13 protein-coding genes and 1 pseudogene are annotated in these 15,050 nt (G+C 69.0%); 9 read left to right on the forward strand and 5 right to left on the reverse strand.

Annotated features, from left to right (window positions below; genetic code table 11):
• Both EGK76_RS00005 and EGK76_RS00010 read left to right on the forward strand, forming a co-directional pair.
• Window positions 1-876, forward strand: a pseudogene (locus EGK76_RS00005) (IS3 family transposase); the annotation flags it as partial.
• Window positions 877-984: 108 nt separating this feature from the next.
• Complete coding sequence (locus EGK76_RS00010; protein WP_123831048.1) at window positions 985-1,368, forward strand: hypothetical protein; 384 nt, start codon at window positions 985-987, stop codon at window positions 1,366-1,368.
• A 35-nt stretch (window positions 1,369-1,403) separates the two neighbouring features.
• Here EGK76_RS00010 and EGK76_RS00015 read toward each other — a convergent pair whose 3' ends face one another.
• Window positions 1,404-1,808 carry a hypothetical protein gene (locus tag EGK76_RS00015; RefSeq protein ID WP_123831049.1) on the reverse strand — a complete coding sequence of 135 codons (405 nt, stop codon included), beginning with the start codon at window positions 1,806-1,808 and terminating at the stop codon, window positions 1,404-1,406.
• A gap of 738 nt (window positions 1,809-2,546) precedes the next feature.
• Here EGK76_RS00015 and EGK76_RS00020 point away from each other — a divergent pair.
• The 6 genes from EGK76_RS00020 to hemC are packed head-to-tail and all read left to right on the forward strand — an operon-like array spanning window position 2,547 to window position 9,421.
• Window positions 2,547-4,040 (forward strand): glucan biosynthesis protein, encoded by a 1,494-nt coding sequence (locus EGK76_RS00020; RefSeq protein WP_233580109.1) that lies wholly within the window; start codon window positions 2,547-2,549, stop codon window positions 4,038-4,040.
• Between the two features lie 20 nt (window positions 4,041-4,060).
• A complete protein-coding gene (gene mdoH, locus EGK76_RS00025) occupies window positions 4,061-5,926 on the forward strand; it encodes a glucans biosynthesis glucosyltransferase MdoH (protein ID WP_123832010.1) in 1,866 nt (621 codons plus the stop codon).
• Between the two features lie 51 nt (window positions 5,927-5,977).
• Window positions 5,978-6,664 (forward strand): alpha/beta hydrolase, encoded by a 687-nt coding sequence (locus EGK76_RS00030; RefSeq protein WP_123831051.1) that lies wholly within the window; start codon window positions 5,978-5,980, stop codon window positions 6,662-6,664.
• A 2-nt stretch (window positions 6,665-6,666) separates the two neighbouring features.
• Window positions 6,667-7,737 carry a histidine kinase gene (locus EGK76_RS00035; RefSeq protein ID WP_123831052.1) on the forward strand — a complete coding sequence of 357 codons (1,071 nt, stop codon included), beginning with the start codon at window positions 6,667-6,669 and terminating at the stop codon, window positions 7,735-7,737.
• The gene (locus EGK76_RS00040; protein WP_096296426.1) at window positions 7,734-8,465 is read left to right on the forward strand and encodes a LytTR family DNA-binding domain-containing protein; all 732 of its coding nucleotides are present in this window, start codon (window positions 7,734-7,736) and stop codon (window positions 8,463-8,465) included. The genes EGK76_RS00035 and EGK76_RS00040 overlap by 4 nt, the downstream gene beginning before the upstream one ends.
• A 44-nt stretch (window positions 8,466-8,509) precedes the next feature.
• Window positions 8,510-9,421 carry a hydroxymethylbilane synthase gene (hemC, locus tag EGK76_RS00045; protein WP_123831053.1) on the forward strand — a complete coding sequence of 304 codons (912 nt, stop codon included), beginning with the start codon at window positions 8,510-8,512 and terminating at the stop codon, window positions 9,419-9,421.
• 63 nt (window positions 9,422-9,484) lie between these two features.
• Here the strand turns inward: hemC and EGK76_RS00050 are convergent, their stop codons facing one another.
• From EGK76_RS00050 to EGK76_RS00060, 3 genes are all read right to left on the reverse strand, one after another.
• Window positions 9,485-10,168: a DUF481 domain-containing protein gene (locus tag EGK76_RS00050; RefSeq protein ID WP_096296424.1), complete on the reverse strand. Its 684-nt coding sequence runs from the start codon at window positions 10,166-10,168 to the stop codon at window positions 9,485-9,487.
• A gap of 89 nt (window positions 10,169-10,257) precedes the next feature.
• Window positions 10,258-11,097 (reverse strand): hypothetical protein, encoded by an 840-nt coding sequence (locus EGK76_RS00055; RefSeq protein ID WP_123831054.1) that lies wholly within the window; start codon window positions 11,095-11,097, stop codon window positions 10,258-10,260.
• Between the two features lie 58 nt (window positions 11,098-11,155).
• Window positions 11,156-12,910 carry an SLC13 family permease gene (locus tag EGK76_RS00060; RefSeq protein ID WP_158613411.1) on the reverse strand — a complete coding sequence of 585 codons (1,755 nt, stop codon included), beginning with the start codon at window positions 12,908-12,910 and terminating at the stop codon, window positions 11,156-11,158.
• A 129-nt stretch (window positions 12,911-13,039) separates the two neighbouring features.
• On the opposite strand from EGK76_RS00060, the gene EGK76_RS00065 reads away from it, so the two are divergent.
• Window positions 13,040-14,434 (forward strand): FAD/NAD(P)-binding protein, encoded by a 1,395-nt coding sequence (locus EGK76_RS00065; RefSeq protein ID WP_123831056.1) that lies wholly within the window; start codon window positions 13,040-13,042, stop codon window positions 14,432-14,434.
• Here EGK76_RS00065 and EGK76_RS00070 read toward each other — a convergent pair.
• Window positions 14,431-15,018 carry a hypothetical protein gene (locus tag EGK76_RS00070; RefSeq protein WP_123831057.1) on the reverse strand — a complete coding sequence of 196 codons (588 nt, stop codon included), beginning with the start codon at window positions 15,016-15,018 and terminating at the stop codon, window positions 14,431-14,433. The two genes, EGK76_RS00065 and EGK76_RS00070, sit on opposite strands and share 4 nt — an antisense overlap.
• Between the last annotated feature and the right edge of the window lie 32 nt (window positions 15,019-15,050).

The following is a 15,050-nucleotide window of genomic DNA, read 5'->3' on the forward strand; positions in this document are numbered from 1 at the left end:
AGTCCTCGAGAATGAGGTGATCAAGGACGTGCTGCGAAAAAAATGGTGAGCGCACCGGCCCGTCGCGAGCAGGTGCGCTACATGGCAGGTAAAGGCCTCAGCGAGCGGCGCGCTTTGCGCGTGGTGGGCATGAGCGCCAGCGCACTGCGCTATACACCTCGTCCGGATCGCAATGTCGAACTGCGAGAGCAGATCCAGGCATTGGCGCATCGGCACAGGCGCTACGGCGTGGGCATGATCTATCTCAAGCTGCGGCAAGGCGGCCATGCCGTGAATTACAAACGCGTGGAGCGGCTGTATCAGCAGGCCAAGCTGCAGGTGCGGCGACGCAAGCGCAAGAAGGTGCCGGTGGGCGAGCGGCAACCGCTGATCCGTCCGGTTGCGGCCAATGAAGTGTGGTCGATGGACTTCATCTTCGACCGCACAGCCGACGGCCGCGTCATCAAGTGCCTGGTGATCGTGGACGACGCGAGCCACGAAGCTGTGGCGATCGAAGTCGAACGCGCGATTTCCGGGCACGGGGTCAGTCGTGTGCTCGACCGCCTGGCAGTCAGCCGTGGCCTGCCGAAGATAGTCCGAACGGACAACGGCAAGGAGTTCTGCGGCAAGGCGATGGTGGCCTGGGCGCACGAGCAGGGCGTGATGCTGCGCTTGATCCAGCCGGGTAAGCCGAATCAGAACGCATACGTCGAGTCCTTCAACGGGCGCCTACGCGATGAATGCCTCAACGAACACTGGTTCCCGACGCTGCTGCATGCCCGAAGCGAGATCGAGCGCTGGCGGCAGGAATACAACGAGGAACGACCAAAGAAATCACTCGGCGGGCTGACGCCCGCCGCCCACGCAAAACAACTGGCAGAAGCTCAGCTACAGTAACCCCGGGCTCCAAACGGTCCCGCTACTGAAAGCGGGGGGACGTCGGTCAGCGTGTAGCTGATCTGCTGCCCGATTATCACCGTGCTGCCACTAGCAGGAAACGCAGCCTTGCTGCTGCTGACCACGCTGGCCAGTGGCGTGGTGACAGTGGACGTATTATTCGACGGGTTGCTGTCTATGACGCCAGAAGGCGGCGTGATCACCGTGGTGTTGGCGACCTGGGCCTGGGCGGGGCTGGAAAGCCCGAGGCCGAGCGTGGCGGCCAACAGGCCCCGCAGCGCGACCGCAGTAAGTAGGGAAGCACGCACGGGTGACCTCGTCCTGAGTAGCAGTACGGCTATTCCGGCTCTCCGCGTGGCGGATCTGCCGGCGCTGGGCACCCAAAAACTGAACGTTCGCCAACAACTGCGCGCCGAGTGTGCTCGCCGAAAGTGTCGTGTTCGCGTGAAGAAACGCCGCTATTCCGCTTGCCGTCGGGATTATCTGTTTTAGACGTTTTTGGTTACGCCCGCCTCCTTAAGGTTTTGTTAGTGATTAACAAAACTGACCGTATCGCGCGAATACAGGGGCCCGCTAACCGGCACCGTTGCGCTTCTGATGCGGCGCAGGAAGCGGACGAAGTCGCTAGCTTCGAATGTATGGAGGGCGCCCTTGCGGTCGGTGTGACCCAAGGCCTCGAGCCTGGCGTGCTTGATATGGAAGCCATCCATTGGCACCAGCGCGGCGCGGGCAGGATCATCGTGATTTAGCATGGCGACCAGTTCCGCGGCAAGGGTCGACTTGCCTGATCCTGGTCCGCCGGCGAGTCCGATCGCAACGCGGCCCTGGGCCTTGCTTTCCAACTCGAGGACGAATGGCGCCAGGCGCACAAGCGCCGCCTGGGGCGTGAGGCGCAGGTGTGCGTCCGCCGTGCGCGCCCCGGGCTGGACCATGGGATCAGCCACGGGTGACCCCCAGCGCCGTCCTTGCGCATGTGGCGATCGACGCTGGTTGCCATCGCGCCGCCACGCCCAAGCGCGCGCGGCGGCATTCCGCGCCAGGTCGGCCAGAGAGCCCAGGTGGCACCGGCCGAAGCCACGTGCCGCATGAAGTGGCTCGGTCGACTGCTGGACAACCGCTCCGGCGGGAAGTGTCGTCAGTCGCGCTGGCTCGAACAGTCACTGTGGGCTCCCCTTGTGGCCCGGACAGCGTAAGGCTTGGGGGTGCTCCATGCAGGCACCCTCGCACATTTCGCCGAGCGTGCCTGGGCCGGAATTGCTACCTCAGGGTTGCCGGACTGCGCCCCCTCGCAAGCGTCCCGTCCGGCGGACGCCGCCGAAGCAGAGCCCGGCACGTAGCGCGGTTCCCGGGACGCATCTGCTCGCGGCGTGCGTGGCGAGATCTTCGGAGGGACGCGGGCCGCCACGTCTCCCCTGGCTCTGGTTAAAGCGGGTCGATCGCCTTGGACCAGAACGCTGATCGGCTGGATCGACCGGATGGCATCAGCTCGAGTGACGGCTTCCGGGCCCCCACGCGGTCGCCCCGGCGTCTTCGCCTGCCTGAATCAGAACACGCACTCCTGCTGCGACCTGGAATTTCGCAAATTCTTACACCGACGCGGCTACATTGCCGCGACCTGAATACGACATGGTGGGCCCTCGGTGCGAAGACGCGACTTTCTGACGACGGCGATGGCCGTGCCGTTGTTGGGTGGGCTGTGGCCCGCGCTTGCAGCTGCGGCAGAGGGCGCCCCTTCGGAGGCGTTCGATGCAGACACCGTGTGGAAGCTGGCGCGCGAGCTTGCGGCCCGCCCGTACGCGCCGCCGGACGAGACCCTGCCGGCCGTGCTGGCGGCGGCCGATTACGACCGCTATCGCGACTTCCGATATCGCCCGGACAAGGCGCTCTGGCGCGATCTACCCGGCAGCAGGTTCCAGGCCCAGTTCTTTCATCGGGGCTTCCTGTTCAAGCCACCCGTGGACATCCACGTCGTGGCAGACGGTCGCGCCCAGCAGGTGCCGTTCTCGACCAGCCTCTTCGACTACGGCCCCAACCCCACCCCGGCCCTGCAGCCGGAACTGGGATTTGCGGGCTTCCGTCTGCACGCGCCGTTGAACAACCCCGGGTATTTCGACGAGCTTTGCGTGTTCCTCGGCGCCAGTTATTTCCGGGCCGTGGCGAAGGGGCTGGGCTACGGTCTTTCGGCGCGCGGTATCGCGTTGGGGAGTGGCGACCCGGGGCCCGAAGAGTTTCCGGCGTTCCGTGCGTTCTGGCTGCATCGCCCCGAGCCAGGCGCGGACACGATCACCCTGGACGCTCTGCTCGACGGGCCGAGCGTTGTGGGTGCATTCCGGTTTCGCATCCACCCGGGGGAGGAGACCATATTCGAGGTCGATGCACGCCTGTTCCCGCGCGTAGACCTGCCGCATGTGGGTATTGCGCCGCTGACGAGCATGTTCCAGTTCGACGCCTCGGACCGGGGCGGCGTCGACGACTATCGCCCTGCGGTGCACGATTCCGACGGACTGGCCCTGTGGACCGGTACCGATGAGCAGGTCTGGCGGCCGTTGCGCAATCCCGCCGCGATCCAGCACAGCGGCTTCCAGGACCGCTCCCCCAGGCGATTCGGCCTGATGCAGCGCAAGCGCACGTTCTCCGACTTCCAGGATGCGGAGGCCGGTTACGAAGACCGGCCCTCGGCCTGGGTCGAGCCGCTCGACGACTGGGGGCCGGGCGAGGTGCACCTGGTCGAGATTCCGACGGGAGACGAGTACCAGGACAACATCGTCGCGTTCTGGCGACCGCAGGCGCCGCTCGAAGCAGGCAGTGAGAGCCGGTGGCGCTACCGGCTGCACTGGACGGCGTCGCCCCGGTGGAAGCCGGGGCTGGCAGCTGTCGAGGCCACCCGCATCGGCGCACGTCCGGGCAAGGACCGCAGCGTCCGCCTGATCGTCGTCGACTTCGACGGCGATGCGGGCGAGGCGGGCGCTGCGATTCCGGAGATCGAGGTGTCCGCCAGTCGTGGCACCGTCACCCATCCCGTCGTGCATGCCCGACCCGGCGGCGGCTGGCGGGCGGCCTTCGAGTTCGCGCCCGATGGCGACGCCGCAAGCGAGCTGCGTATGCGCCTGCATCGCGGCGGTCGGGCCATCTCGGAAACCTGGACCTACCGGTGGAGCGCGTGACCGTAATCGAAACCCTGACGATGCCCGAGGCATCGCCGCTGCAGATGCCGGTGCAGTCCTTGCACGAAGGCCGCCTCGCCCGGCGCCCGCTTCCCAGCGCGCCCCGTGGCATGGCCTGGCGGCGGGCGTTCATCGTGACGATGTCCGCGATCCTGACACTCTTTGCGACCTACCAGATCTGGTGGCTGCTGCGCGTCGGCGGCATCGATCTGCTCGAAGGTCTGCTGTTGCTGGTATTCGTGCCCCTGTTTGCCTGGATCGTGCAGTCCTTCGCCAGTTCGCTCGCGGGGTTCGCGCTGGTGCTGATGCGACGGCCCGCACGGCTGGGCATCGATCCGGCTGCGCCGCTGCCGGCATTGCGCGAGCGGACCGCGCTACTGATGCCCACCTACAACGAGGATCCCGAACGCCTGTTCGCGGGGCTCCAGGCGATCCAGGAATCCCTGGAGGCCACGGGGCGCAGCGGACATTTCGAACTGTTCGTCCTTAGCGACACGCGCGACGAGGCCATCCACCGGCGCGAAGTCCTCGCGTTCGAGCGGTTGCGCAGCACATTCCCGCAGGCCCGGCTGTACTACCGGCGCCGCGAGGACAACCGCGAGCGCAAGGCGGGCAACATCGCCGACTGGGTGCGTCGCTGGGGCGGGGCGTATCCGCAGTTCCTGATCCTCGACGCCGACAGCCTGATGACCGGTGACACGCTGGTCCGTCTGGCCGCGGCGATGGAAGGCAACGCCGATGTCGCCCTGGTGCAGACGCTGCCGGTGATCGTCAATGGATCGACGGTGTTCGCGCGCATGCAGCAGTTCTCCGGCCGCATGTACGGCCCGGTGATCGCGCACGGCGTGGCGTGGTGGCACGGCGCCGAGAGCAACTACTGGGGCCACAATGCGCTGATCCGCACTGCCGCTTTCGCCGCGCACGGGGGTCTGCCCGAACTGCAGGGCACCACGCCCTTCCGCGGCGCGGTGCTGAGTCATGATTTCGTCGAGGCGGCACTGATCCGGCGGGGCGGCTGGGCGCTGCACATGGTGCCGACGCTCGAAGGCAGTTACGAGGAAGGGCCGCCGACGCTGACCGACATGCTGGTGCGCGACCGCCGCTGGTGCCAGGGCAACCTGCAGCACGGGGGCGTACTGCCCGCGCGCGGCCTGCACTGGGTCAGCCGCTGGCACCTGCTGATCGGCATCGGCCATTACCTCACCGCGCCACTGTGGGCGATGCTGGTCCTGATCGGTCTGGCGATCCCGCTCCAGCACGGCGTCCTGGGCGACGGCGTCTCGCCGGCGCAGTACTGGATGGCGATCGACGACGGCCGTTTCCTCGGCGTCTTCGTCCTGACGATGGCACTGCTGTTCGCGCCCAAGGTGTTCGGATACATCGCCACGCTGGCCGATCCGCGCATGCGCCACGGCAGCGGCGGGGCGGTGCGCGGCTTTGTCAGCCTGCTGATCGAGAACGTGTTTGCAGCGCTGATGGCACCGGTGACGATGTACGTGCAGTCGCGCGGCGTGGCAGAAGTGCTGGCCGGGCGCGATTCCGGGTGGGATGCGCAGCGGCGCGACGATGGCCGTCAGACCTGGGGCGACTTGTGGCGCAACTACTACGGCACGACGGCTTTGGGCCTCGTGATGGGAGTCGGCGCCTGGTGGCTTTCGCCGGTGCTGGTGCTGTGGATGTCGCCGATGATCATCGGACTCGCGGGTTCGATTCCGATCGTGCGGTTCACCTCCTCGCGCACGATCGGTATGGCGATGCGTCGTGCCGGTCTGTTCGCGACGCCCGAAGAACAGTCACCGCCCGAGGTCCTCGTGCGCGCGGCCGCGCTGCGCGCCGAGGCACAGACGCAGGCGACCGCGGGAGCGCCGCGCGCGACCCACGCCTAGGCGGCCGGCGGCGAGCGCTTACACTGGCGCACCGTCAGCCGGCACCCATGTATGGATTCCACGACACCCGCATTGCTCGACTGCATCGAACACCAGACCGGTCCCGCCCCTGAGTGGAGCGTGATCTGGCTGCATGGTCTGGGGGCCGACGGCAACGACTTCGTCCCGCTGGTGCCCGAGCTGGTGCGTGCGCATTGGCCAGCCCTGCGTTTCGTGTTCCCCAATGCGCCGGTACGCCCGGTCACGATCAACAATGGCGTGCGCATGCGCGCGTGGTACGACATCGTCGATTTCGATCTGGCCAGCCGAGCCGACGAGACCGGCGTGCTCGAGTCGGTGGCACAGGTCGATGCCCTGATCGAACGCGAGGCGGAGCGCGGCATACCCGCGTCGCGGGTAATCCTGGCCGGATTCTCCCAGGGCGGCGCAGTGACACTGGCTGCCGGGCTGCGTCGGCGCGCCCCCTTGGCCGGCCTCATCGGCCTGTCCACCTATCTGCCCGCGCCGCGTACCGCCGACGCCGCACTGGCCGAGGGCGCCTCGCGCCAACCGGTGTTCATGGCGCATGGCCGGCAGGATCCGGTGGTGCCGCTGGCTGCCGGAGAACAGAGCGCCGGCTGGTTGCGCAATGCCGGTTTCGATGTTGATTGGCATGTCTATCCGATGCCGCATTCGGTCTGCGCCGAGGAAATCGTCGCCATCGGCGACTGGTTCGAACGCCGGCTCGCGGCCGGCTGAGCATGGCCACGCCGGCGCCCGACGGCCTCTGGTTGCCGGACCTGTGCAGGTTGCCGCGCCTGCTGGCGATGCTGGGCCTGGCCCAGCTCACCGTGCTCGTCGTGCTGCTGGTGCCGCATCCTGCAGCGTCCTGGGACCTGCGGGCGTTCGTGTCGGCAAGCGGCTATGCGCTGTGGCTCGCGCTCTCGGTCACGGTGTTGCTGTGCGCGTGCCGGCGCCCGCTGTCCCGGCTGCCGTTGCGCGTCGGCGCGATGGCCGCGGTGGTGCTGGCAATGGCGATCGCGCTCATCGCATCGGCCATCGTGCACGGGCTCTTCGCGAGCGTCGGGAATGGGGAAGGCCTGCCCGGCTTCGGTCGTTTCGTCGGGGGCAGCGGGGCGGTGGTCGCCTTGCTGACGGCGATCGCGCTTCGCTATTTCTACGTGATCGACCGGTGGCAGTCGCAGGTGGCGGCGCATGCGCGTGCCGAAGCGGACGCACTGCAGGCGCGGATCCGCCCGCATTTCCTGTTCAACAGCATGAACATGATCGCCACACTGCTGCGGCGCGATCCCATCGTGGCCGAGCGCGCGGTGCTGGATCTGTCGGATCTGTTCCGCGCTGCGCTCGGCGCCGGCGGCGCGTCGACGCTGGCCGATGAGGTGTCCCTGGCCGAACGCTATCTGTCGATCGAGCAGTTGCGCCTCGGTGACCGCTTGCGTGTCGAGTGGGACCGCCGGGGCGAACTCCCGTGGACACTGCAGATGCCGCGCCTGACGCTGCAGCCCATTCTCGAGAACGCCGTGCTGCACGGCATCTCGCGCTTGCCTGAGGGCGGCACGATCGAGGTGCGGCTGGCGATCGAGGACGGGGTGCTCGAGATCGGCGTTGCGAATCCGTCCCTGCCGCCCGACAGCGCCCCGGCGCAGGGTGCCGGCCATGCCCAGGGCAGCATCGCCCACCGGCTCGGCTTCGCGTTCGGTCCTCGCGCACGCATGCGCTACGGGTGGAACGAAGGCCGTTATGCGTGCACCATTCAGGTGCCGGTGCCGATGGACGGCGCCGCGAAGGTCCGGGGGGGCCACACGCCATGAGGGTCGTGATTGCCGACGACGAGCCGCTCGCGCGCGAGCGCCTGCGCATGCTGCTCGCACAGCACGCGGGCGTTGTCGTGGTCGCCGAGGCCGGCGACGGCCGCACCGCGCTGGAAGCCTGCGCCGCGCACGATCCGGCGCTGGTGCTGCTGGACATCGCGATGCCGGGCATCGACGGGCTCGAGGTCGCGCGGCATCTCAGCGCCTTCGAGCCGCGCCCGGCAGTGGTGTTCTGTACCGCCTACGATGCGCACGCGCTCATGGCCTTCGAAGCGGCTGCGGTCGATTATCTGGTCAAGCCGGTACGACCCGAGCGGCTGCAGGCGGCGATCGAACGCGCGCGGACGTTCACCGCGGGGCGCGCAACACCCGACGCCGACAGCGGCGCCGAGAAGCGTCGCACTCATCTGTGCGCGCGGCTGCGCGGCAGCCTGCGGCTGATTCCGGTCGAGGAAATCCGCTACCTGCAGGCGGAGGAGAAATACGTCGTCGTGCATCATGCGCGCGGCGAGGATCTGGTCGAAGAGTCACTGAAATCCCTCGAAGACGAATTCGGCGAGCGGTTCCTGCGCATCCATCGCAATTGCCTGGTCGCACGCCACGAGCTGGTCGAACTGCGGCGCGATCTCGACGGACACGTGCACGCGGTCCTGCGCCACTGCGACCGGCCGCTCGAGGTCAGCCGGCGCTGCGTCTCGCAGTTGCGAGAAGCCGTCCGCCAGCTCTGAACCGGCGGCAGACGCGGCCGGCGGTGATCGCCGATAATGCCGGCATGGATCGTCTGCGTATCGCCACCCGCAAGAGCCCGCTTGCGTTGTGGCAGAGCGAGCACGTGGCCGCTGGCCTGCGTGCCCGCCATCCCGGGCTCGAGGTCGTCCTGGTGCCGCTGAGCACGCGCGGCGACGAGGTGCTGGACCGTTCGCTCGCCGCGATCGGCGGCAAGGGCCTGTTCCTCAAGGAACTCGAGATCGCCATGCAGGCCGGAGACGCCGACTGCGCGGTCCACTCGCTCAAGGACGTGCCGATGGAGCTGGAGCCGGGCTTCGCCCTGGCCGCCATCCTCGCCCGCGCCGATCATGCCGATGCCTTCGTCAGCAATGCCTTCGACAGCGTCGAGGCGCTGCCGCCAGGCGCGCGCGTGGGGACCTCGTCGCTGCGTCGGCAGGCGCAGTTACGCGCAGTTCGGCCGGATCTGGAGTTGCGCGACCTGCGCGGCAACGTCAATACGCGCCTGGCAAAGCTCGATGCCGGCGAGTACGACGCGATCGTGCTGGCCTGCGCGGGGCTGCAGCGGCTCGGGCTGGAAGCACGCATCCGCGCGCGGCTGGACGCCCCCGACTGGCTGCCGGCCCCGGCGCAGGGCGCGATCGCGATCGAATGCCGGGACGATGCCCCGCAGCTGCGGGACCTGCTCGCCACGCTCGACGATGCGCGCACGCGGCGCTGCGTCGAGGCGGAGCGCGCGATGAATCGCGCCCTGCACGGCAGCTGTCATGTGCCCGTGGCCGCCTACGCCTGGCTGGAAGGCGATCGCCTGCGGCTCGAAGGCCTGGTGGGCTCGGCGATTGATGGACGCGCGGTGCGCGCGGGCGGCGAATCGGCCCCGGCCGAGGGCGAGGCCCTGGGCGCGCGGGTCGCGGCGTTGCTGCTGGAAGCGGGCGCCGGGGCATTTCTGCCGGGTTGAGCTGAGCCTCGGACGTCCGGGGAAGCGTGTGCCCGAAGCAGTGCGCCACCTTCGCGGTCGAACTCAGAAGACCCGGCGAAGCTTGAGCGAGCCTTCGGTATCGGTACTTCCGCGGCCGCCGTTGCCGAGCGTGTCGTGGCGCAGTTCGAAGTCCGAACGCAGGGTCCACTGCGGGAACAGTTCGTAATCGAACGCCAGTGTCTGGCGCAGGAAGGTGTTCTCGCGTCCGGTCTCCACCTGGACCTGCTGGGTGAACGAGGCGTGCCTGCCGAGTTCCTGCGACAGCTGCAGCTGCCCGCGGGCGACTGGTCCCATCGCCGCGGTGCCGTAGTCGGTATAGGGCTCGATGCGGAAGCCAGTGCCGAACTCGACGCGCAACAGGGTTTCGGGACTGCGGATCGCCTCGAGCCCGTAGCTGGCGTCCCAGCGCACGTGGTTGCCGCCGGCGCGGGTCCACTCGCGGCTCGAGAAGGGCGAGTGCAGGGAAACGAAGCGACGATCAGGAAGTTTGACCAGCGGCTGGGCGACCGTGCGCGGTTGAACCCCAGGCGCTTTCGGCGACCAGATCCGCGGCCGCGCAGCGCCAGCCACCCATTCCACGTCCCGGCATGAGAGCCGATAGCAGGGGCGACGCAGCGGCACCTGCCGTGAGAACACGGCAGTGACGGCGGGTTGCTCCGGCGCAGCCGGGAGCGGGTGGGTATAGATCGGAAGGCCCGCGACGGCCAACCACCAGCCTGCAAGCATGTCATCCAGTCATGGAAGCGGTTACAGGTGAAGTATGCCGGGGCAGCGGTCGATGGGCCATCAAGCCGCCCGGACGATCGAAGCGGGCTTCAGGAAACGTGACCGGCTGCGCGCGCGGGCGTCGCACCTTCGCCGAGGAACAGCCGGTGTTCGAGCACCGCGGCAGCACATACGCCCGATGCCGCCATGACCAGCAGCGCGGTCGCCGGCACCGTGCCGGACGGCGCCAGCAGCCACGCCGCGAACGGCACACCCGCGGCGAGCGCAAGTACCACGACGCGCGGGGCGTGAAACGTATGGGCGCGCGAAGCGGCGGTCGCCAACCGGTCGATCGCACGCCAGTACACCACTTTGAACAGCGCCAGGCAGATGCCGAGGCCGGCGAGTGTCCCGAGCATGGTGCGACCATCGCTGCCCGAGACGAGCAACCGGTCCATCAGCAGGTAGAGCAGGGCGAGCCCGGTGCTCATCGCAAGCAGCAGGTGCACCGGCAGCACCAGCGGTTGTTGCCAGGCGGGCGGTGACGGCGGCCGTGCATGGTCGCTCGCCATCGCCGCCACGGCACCGAACGCCACGAGCATCTGGACGACACCCAGGACCGCCAGCCACACGCCCCCGCGCATCCACGCGCCCGAGATCAGCAGGGCGCACAGGAATACGGAGATCCCGAGCGTGGTCCAGACCAGCAGCCGGGTGCGTCGACCGGGCGGCGCGGTGGGCAGACGGGGCGCGGGCGCGAAGCGCCGGACCAGCATGCCGCAGACCAGGAGCGCACTCCCCATCAGCATGCCGATCAGCTGCAGCTGGTGCAGCGCGGCCGACCCCGGGGGGCGCAGCTGCAGCAGCGCGGTGGTCATGCCGCTCCACATCAGCAGGCCCAGCCCGGCTGCCGACAGGGGCAACGCGGCGATCATCAGCACCTGGCGCATCCGTACTTTCCCCGTCAGACCGTCGCGCAGGGTGCCACGCCCCCTGGCCGCCGAACAGTCAGAACGGGAAGAAGCGCGGGATCAGCAGCGTGGCGGTGACCAGGAAGATGATGTTCAGCGGCATGCCGATCTTGACGAAATCGCTGAAGCGGTAATTGCCGGCGGTGTAGACCATGGTGTTGGTCTGGTAGCTGATCGGCGTGGCGAAGCTGGTCGACGCGGCGAATGCGACCGCGATCAGGAAGGGCTTTGGATCCACGCCCAGCGAGTCGGCGGTCGCCAATGCGATCGGCACCAGCAGCACGGCCGAGGCGTTGTTGCTCATGAACTCGGTCAGCGTCGAGGTCATCAGGTACACCGCGGCCAGCGTGGCCGTGGGCCCGTAATGGCCGACGAGATTGATCAGCTGGTTGGCCGCGAGCGCTGCGCCGCCGGTCTTCTGCAGCGCAATGCCGAGCGGGATGATCCCGGCCAGCAGCAGGATCACGCGCCAGTCGATGGCCTCGTAGGCCTCGTCGGGATCGATCAGGCGCAGCACCACCAGGGCGATGCAGCCCAGCAGCGCCGAAGCGACGATCGACATCCAGCCCAGCGCAGCGGCGGCGATCGCGGCGGCCATGACGACTGCCGACAGCGTGGCCTTTGTCGTGTCCACCTTGCGCTGCGCGCGTGAGCCCATGACGATCAGGCCGCGGTCGCCACGCAGGTCGGCGATGGCCGTGATCGGCGCATCCAGCAGCAGTACGTCGCCAACGGTCAGCGGAACCTGGTCCAGCGGCCGGTGCACGCCCAGCTGGCGTCGATGCAGGCCGTGCACGCGGGCGCGATAGGTGTGGCCGAAGCGCATCCCCGACAGCGTATGGCCGATCAGGTGCGAGCCCGGCGCGACCATCACCTCGACATGCAGGCGCTCGGCCTTGACGTCGCCGTCGAGATCGCGCGCGACATGGTCGAACCTGAGCTTGAGCGACTTGCGCGCAGTGTCGATGTCCTGCCACAGCCCGCGCAGCAGCAGACGGTCCCCGGCCTCGACGCGCGCATCGGCGCCGCGCACCGCGCGGCCGTCGCGCAGCAGCTCCAGGACTTCGACCTCGTCATGGCCCTCGGGCAGGATCTCGCCGCGCGCGCGGCCGATCACCGTCGCCCCATCGGGGACCAGCAGCTCGGCGACGTAGCGCCCGATCGTGTCGGCCGAACCGCTGCCGGGCACGCCGCGGTCGGGCAGCAGCAGGCGGCCGACCGTCGTCAGGTACAGCATCGAAATGCCGACGAACACGATGCCCAGCGGCGCGAACTCGAACAGGGTGAAGCCGACGCCGGCGCTCTCGCGCGCCATCGAGTCGACCAGCAGGTTGGTCGAAGTGCCGATCAGGGTGCAGACGCCTGCGGTCTGCGACATGTACGACAGCGGGATCAGGAACTTCGATGGCGCCCAGCGGTTGGCGGTGGTGGCCGCGAGCACCAGCGGCAGGAACACCGCGACCGTCGCGGTGTTGTTGACGAATGCGGCGACGCACGTCACCAGCACCATCATCACCAGCCCGAACAGCCAGGGCCTGCGGATGCGCGCCAGCAGGTCGCCGATCGCAACCACGGCGCCATTGCGCTGCAGCGCGCCGCTGAGCACGAACATGGCGGCGACCATCACCGTGGCCTGGTTGCTGAAGCCCGACAGCGCCTCGGGCAGGGTGACCACGCCGAGCACCAGCAGGGCGGTCGCGACGAGCAGCGCCACCACGTCCACGCGCAGCTTCTCGGTCACGAACAGGAATATCGCGCCGGACATCACCGCCAGCGTCAACCACAGTTCCACGCAACCTCCATCGTCTTCGAGCCGGTACCCCGCGAGACGCGCCGTCCCATGCGCCGGCACGCGGCCGGCGGCGGCCATGGTACGGGGCGGATGGGATACTAAGCGTCCTTAGTCTCTCCAGGCCTCACCATGTCCGCAGCCGCGCCCGATCCCGCCCCCCATGCAAGCGTCGATGTGCTGGTCATCGGCGGCGGTGCCTGCGGGGCGCTCGTGGCGCTGCACCTGCTGGACACCCCGGGGCTGCGGATCGCCCTGGCCGAGCCGCGGCCGCTGCCGGCGCGTGGCGCAGCCTATTCCACCCCCCGCGGGGAACACGTGCTCAACGTCAATGCCGCCCGCATGAGCGCCTTCGATGCGGCGCCGGGCGACTTCGTCGACTTCCTGCGCACGCAGCCGGAATCTGCGGGTCTCGATGAGGCCGCGTTGGCGGCCTGGTTCTCGCCGCGACAGCTCTACGGCCGCTATCTGCAGGCGCGGTTGGACGCGCACCCGGCGCGTGCAGAGCTGGCCATGCTCGCGGACACCGCAGTCGATGTCGCACAGGAGGGCGAGGGGTTCGCCGTCACGTTCGCCTCGGGCCGGCAAGTGCGCGCGGGTAATGTCGTGCTCGCGATCGGCAATCTGCCCGCGGCCTTGCCGGGCGGTGGCGATGTGCCTGGCCTCGTCGAGGCGTGGGACTACGCGGCGGTGGCGGCCGTGCCCGTGGACGCGGACGTCTGCATCGTCGGTGCGGGGCTCAGCATGGTCGACGTTCTCCTGACGCTGGAGGCCAATGGCCATCGTGGACGCATCCGCGCGCTGTCGCGCAACGGACTGATGCCGCTTGCGCACGCGCCGGGCACCGTGCCGCAGCCTGGCGGCATCGATGAGCTGCTGCCGCTCGGGGTACGCGCGCGCATGCGCCTGCTGCGGCGCTGGGCCGCCGAATCGGTTGAAGAGGGACGGCCCTGGCAGGACACGCTCGAGCGGCTGCGCCCGCATGTGCGCGCGCTGTGGCAGGCCTGGCCCGAGGCCGAGCAACGCCGTTTCCTGCGGCACGCGGTCCGGCAGTGGGACATCCATCGCCATCGCATCGCACCCGGCGTCGCGGCAACGGTCGATGCCATGTCCAAGAGTGGACAGTTCTCGCTGCAGGCAGGGCGACTCACTGCCATCGCCGCGCGCGATGGTCGCCTGCACGTGGACTGGACGCCGCGGCGCGGTGCGCCCAGGTCGATGTCCGCTGACGTAGTGATCAACGCGACGGGCATGGAAAAGCGCGCCGCGCGTGCCCCCGGCGCCCTCCTGCCCGCCATGCTTTCGCGCGGCCTGATTGCTGCCGGTCCGCTCGGCATGGGCATTGCGACCCGCGGCGAGGGCCAGGTGCTGGGCGCCGATGGCGCGCCGGTCGAGGGGCTGTGGACGCTGGGTGCGCTGCGCATCGGCGATCTGTGGGAGACGATCGCGATGCCCGAACTGCGCGGCCAGGCCGAGCGGGTGGCTGCCGGGATCAGTCGCGGGCTCGGAAGCGACGCCGCCGCTTAGAGGCAGAACTGGCGAAGCCGGCGGATTTCCTCGCTGGCGAGTTCGGTGTCGCCGCCGGTGCCGAGGTTGGCGATGTTGCGCCGGATCTGCGGGCAGGGATCCTGCGTATACCCGGCGCCGCCGAACAACTGGCCGATGCCTTTGGCGATGTCCTCGGGCGTGATGGGGCCGCGCATCGCAAAGCGGCCATCCGCGGCGGGCGGCGGCCGTCGCTGCAGCGGGTCGTGGGTGAAAGCCGGCTGCGGCGACTGCGTCCGTGCCCAGTCGCGGGCCTGGTCGAGCAGCGCGGCCGCGTCCGGCGATGACGGCTCGCTGGGGCTCGCAGCGGCGGGAACGTCGACCGACTGGAGCGGGCGCGGCTGGGCCGACGTCGAGACCCGCCGTGTGCGCGTCGTCGTGGCAGGAGCCGGACGTTCCGGCAAGGCGGGCAGCGATGGCGTCGCGGGCCGGTCGATCCAGGCCACCTGGAGCGCGATCGTGCTGTCGACCGGCGGCGCTTCGCGTAGCCCGAGCAGCCACCAGGCGATACCGGCATGGACCAGCACCGTCGCACCCAGCGCGATGCGCACGCCGGGGTTTCGCATTCCTTGCGTCATGTCGTGTTGTCGGATTCCGA

The sequence above is a fragment of the Luteimonas sp. 100069 genome, assembly GCF_003813845.1.
Taxonomy (GTDB): domain Bacteria; phylum Pseudomonadota; class Gammaproteobacteria; order Xanthomonadales; family Xanthomonadaceae; genus Luteimonas; species Luteimonas chenhongjianii.

Excerpts from the sequence above, each read along its gene's own strand:
- EGK76_RS00020 (WP_233580109.1), top strand. The coding sequence starts at position 2,547 with ATGGCCGTGCCGTTGTTGGGTGGGCTGTGGCCCGCGCTTGCAGCTGCG.
- EGK76_RS00070 (WP_123831057.1), bottom strand. The coding sequence starts at position 15,018 with ATGCGAAACCCCGGCGTGCGCATCGCGCTGGGTGCGACGGTGCTGGTC.
- hemC (WP_123831053.1), top strand. The coding sequence starts at position 8,510 with ATGGATCGTCTGCGTATCGCCACCCGCAAGAGCCCGCTTGCGTTGTGG.
- EGK76_RS00015 (WP_123831049.1), bottom strand. The coding sequence starts at position 1,808 with ATGGTCCAGCCCGGGGCGCGCACGGCGGACGCACACCTGCGCCTCACG.
- mdoH (WP_123832010.1), top strand. The coding sequence starts at position 4,061 with ATGCCCGAGGCATCGCCGCTGCAGATGCCGGTGCAGTCCTTGCACGAA.
- EGK76_RS00050 (WP_096296424.1), bottom strand. The coding sequence starts at position 10,168 with ATGCTTGCAGGCTGGTGGTTGGCCGTCGCGGGCCTTCCGATCTATACC.
- EGK76_RS00055 (WP_123831054.1), bottom strand. The coding sequence starts at position 11,097 with ATGCGCCAGGTGCTGATGATCGCCGCGTTGCCCCTGTCGGCAGCCGGG.
- EGK76_RS00040 (WP_096296426.1), top strand. The coding sequence starts at position 7,734 with ATGAGGGTCGTGATTGCCGACGACGAGCCGCTCGCGCGCGAGCGCCTG.
- EGK76_RS00065 (WP_123831056.1), top strand. The coding sequence starts at position 13,040 with ATGTCCGCAGCCGCGCCCGATCCCGCCCCCCATGCAAGCGTCGATGTG.
- EGK76_RS00030 (WP_123831051.1), top strand. The coding sequence starts at position 5,978 with ATGGATTCCACGACACCCGCATTGCTCGACTGCATCGAACACCAGACC.
- EGK76_RS00035 (WP_123831052.1), top strand. The coding sequence starts at position 6,667 with ATGGCCACGCCGGCGCCCGACGGCCTCTGGTTGCCGGACCTGTGCAGG.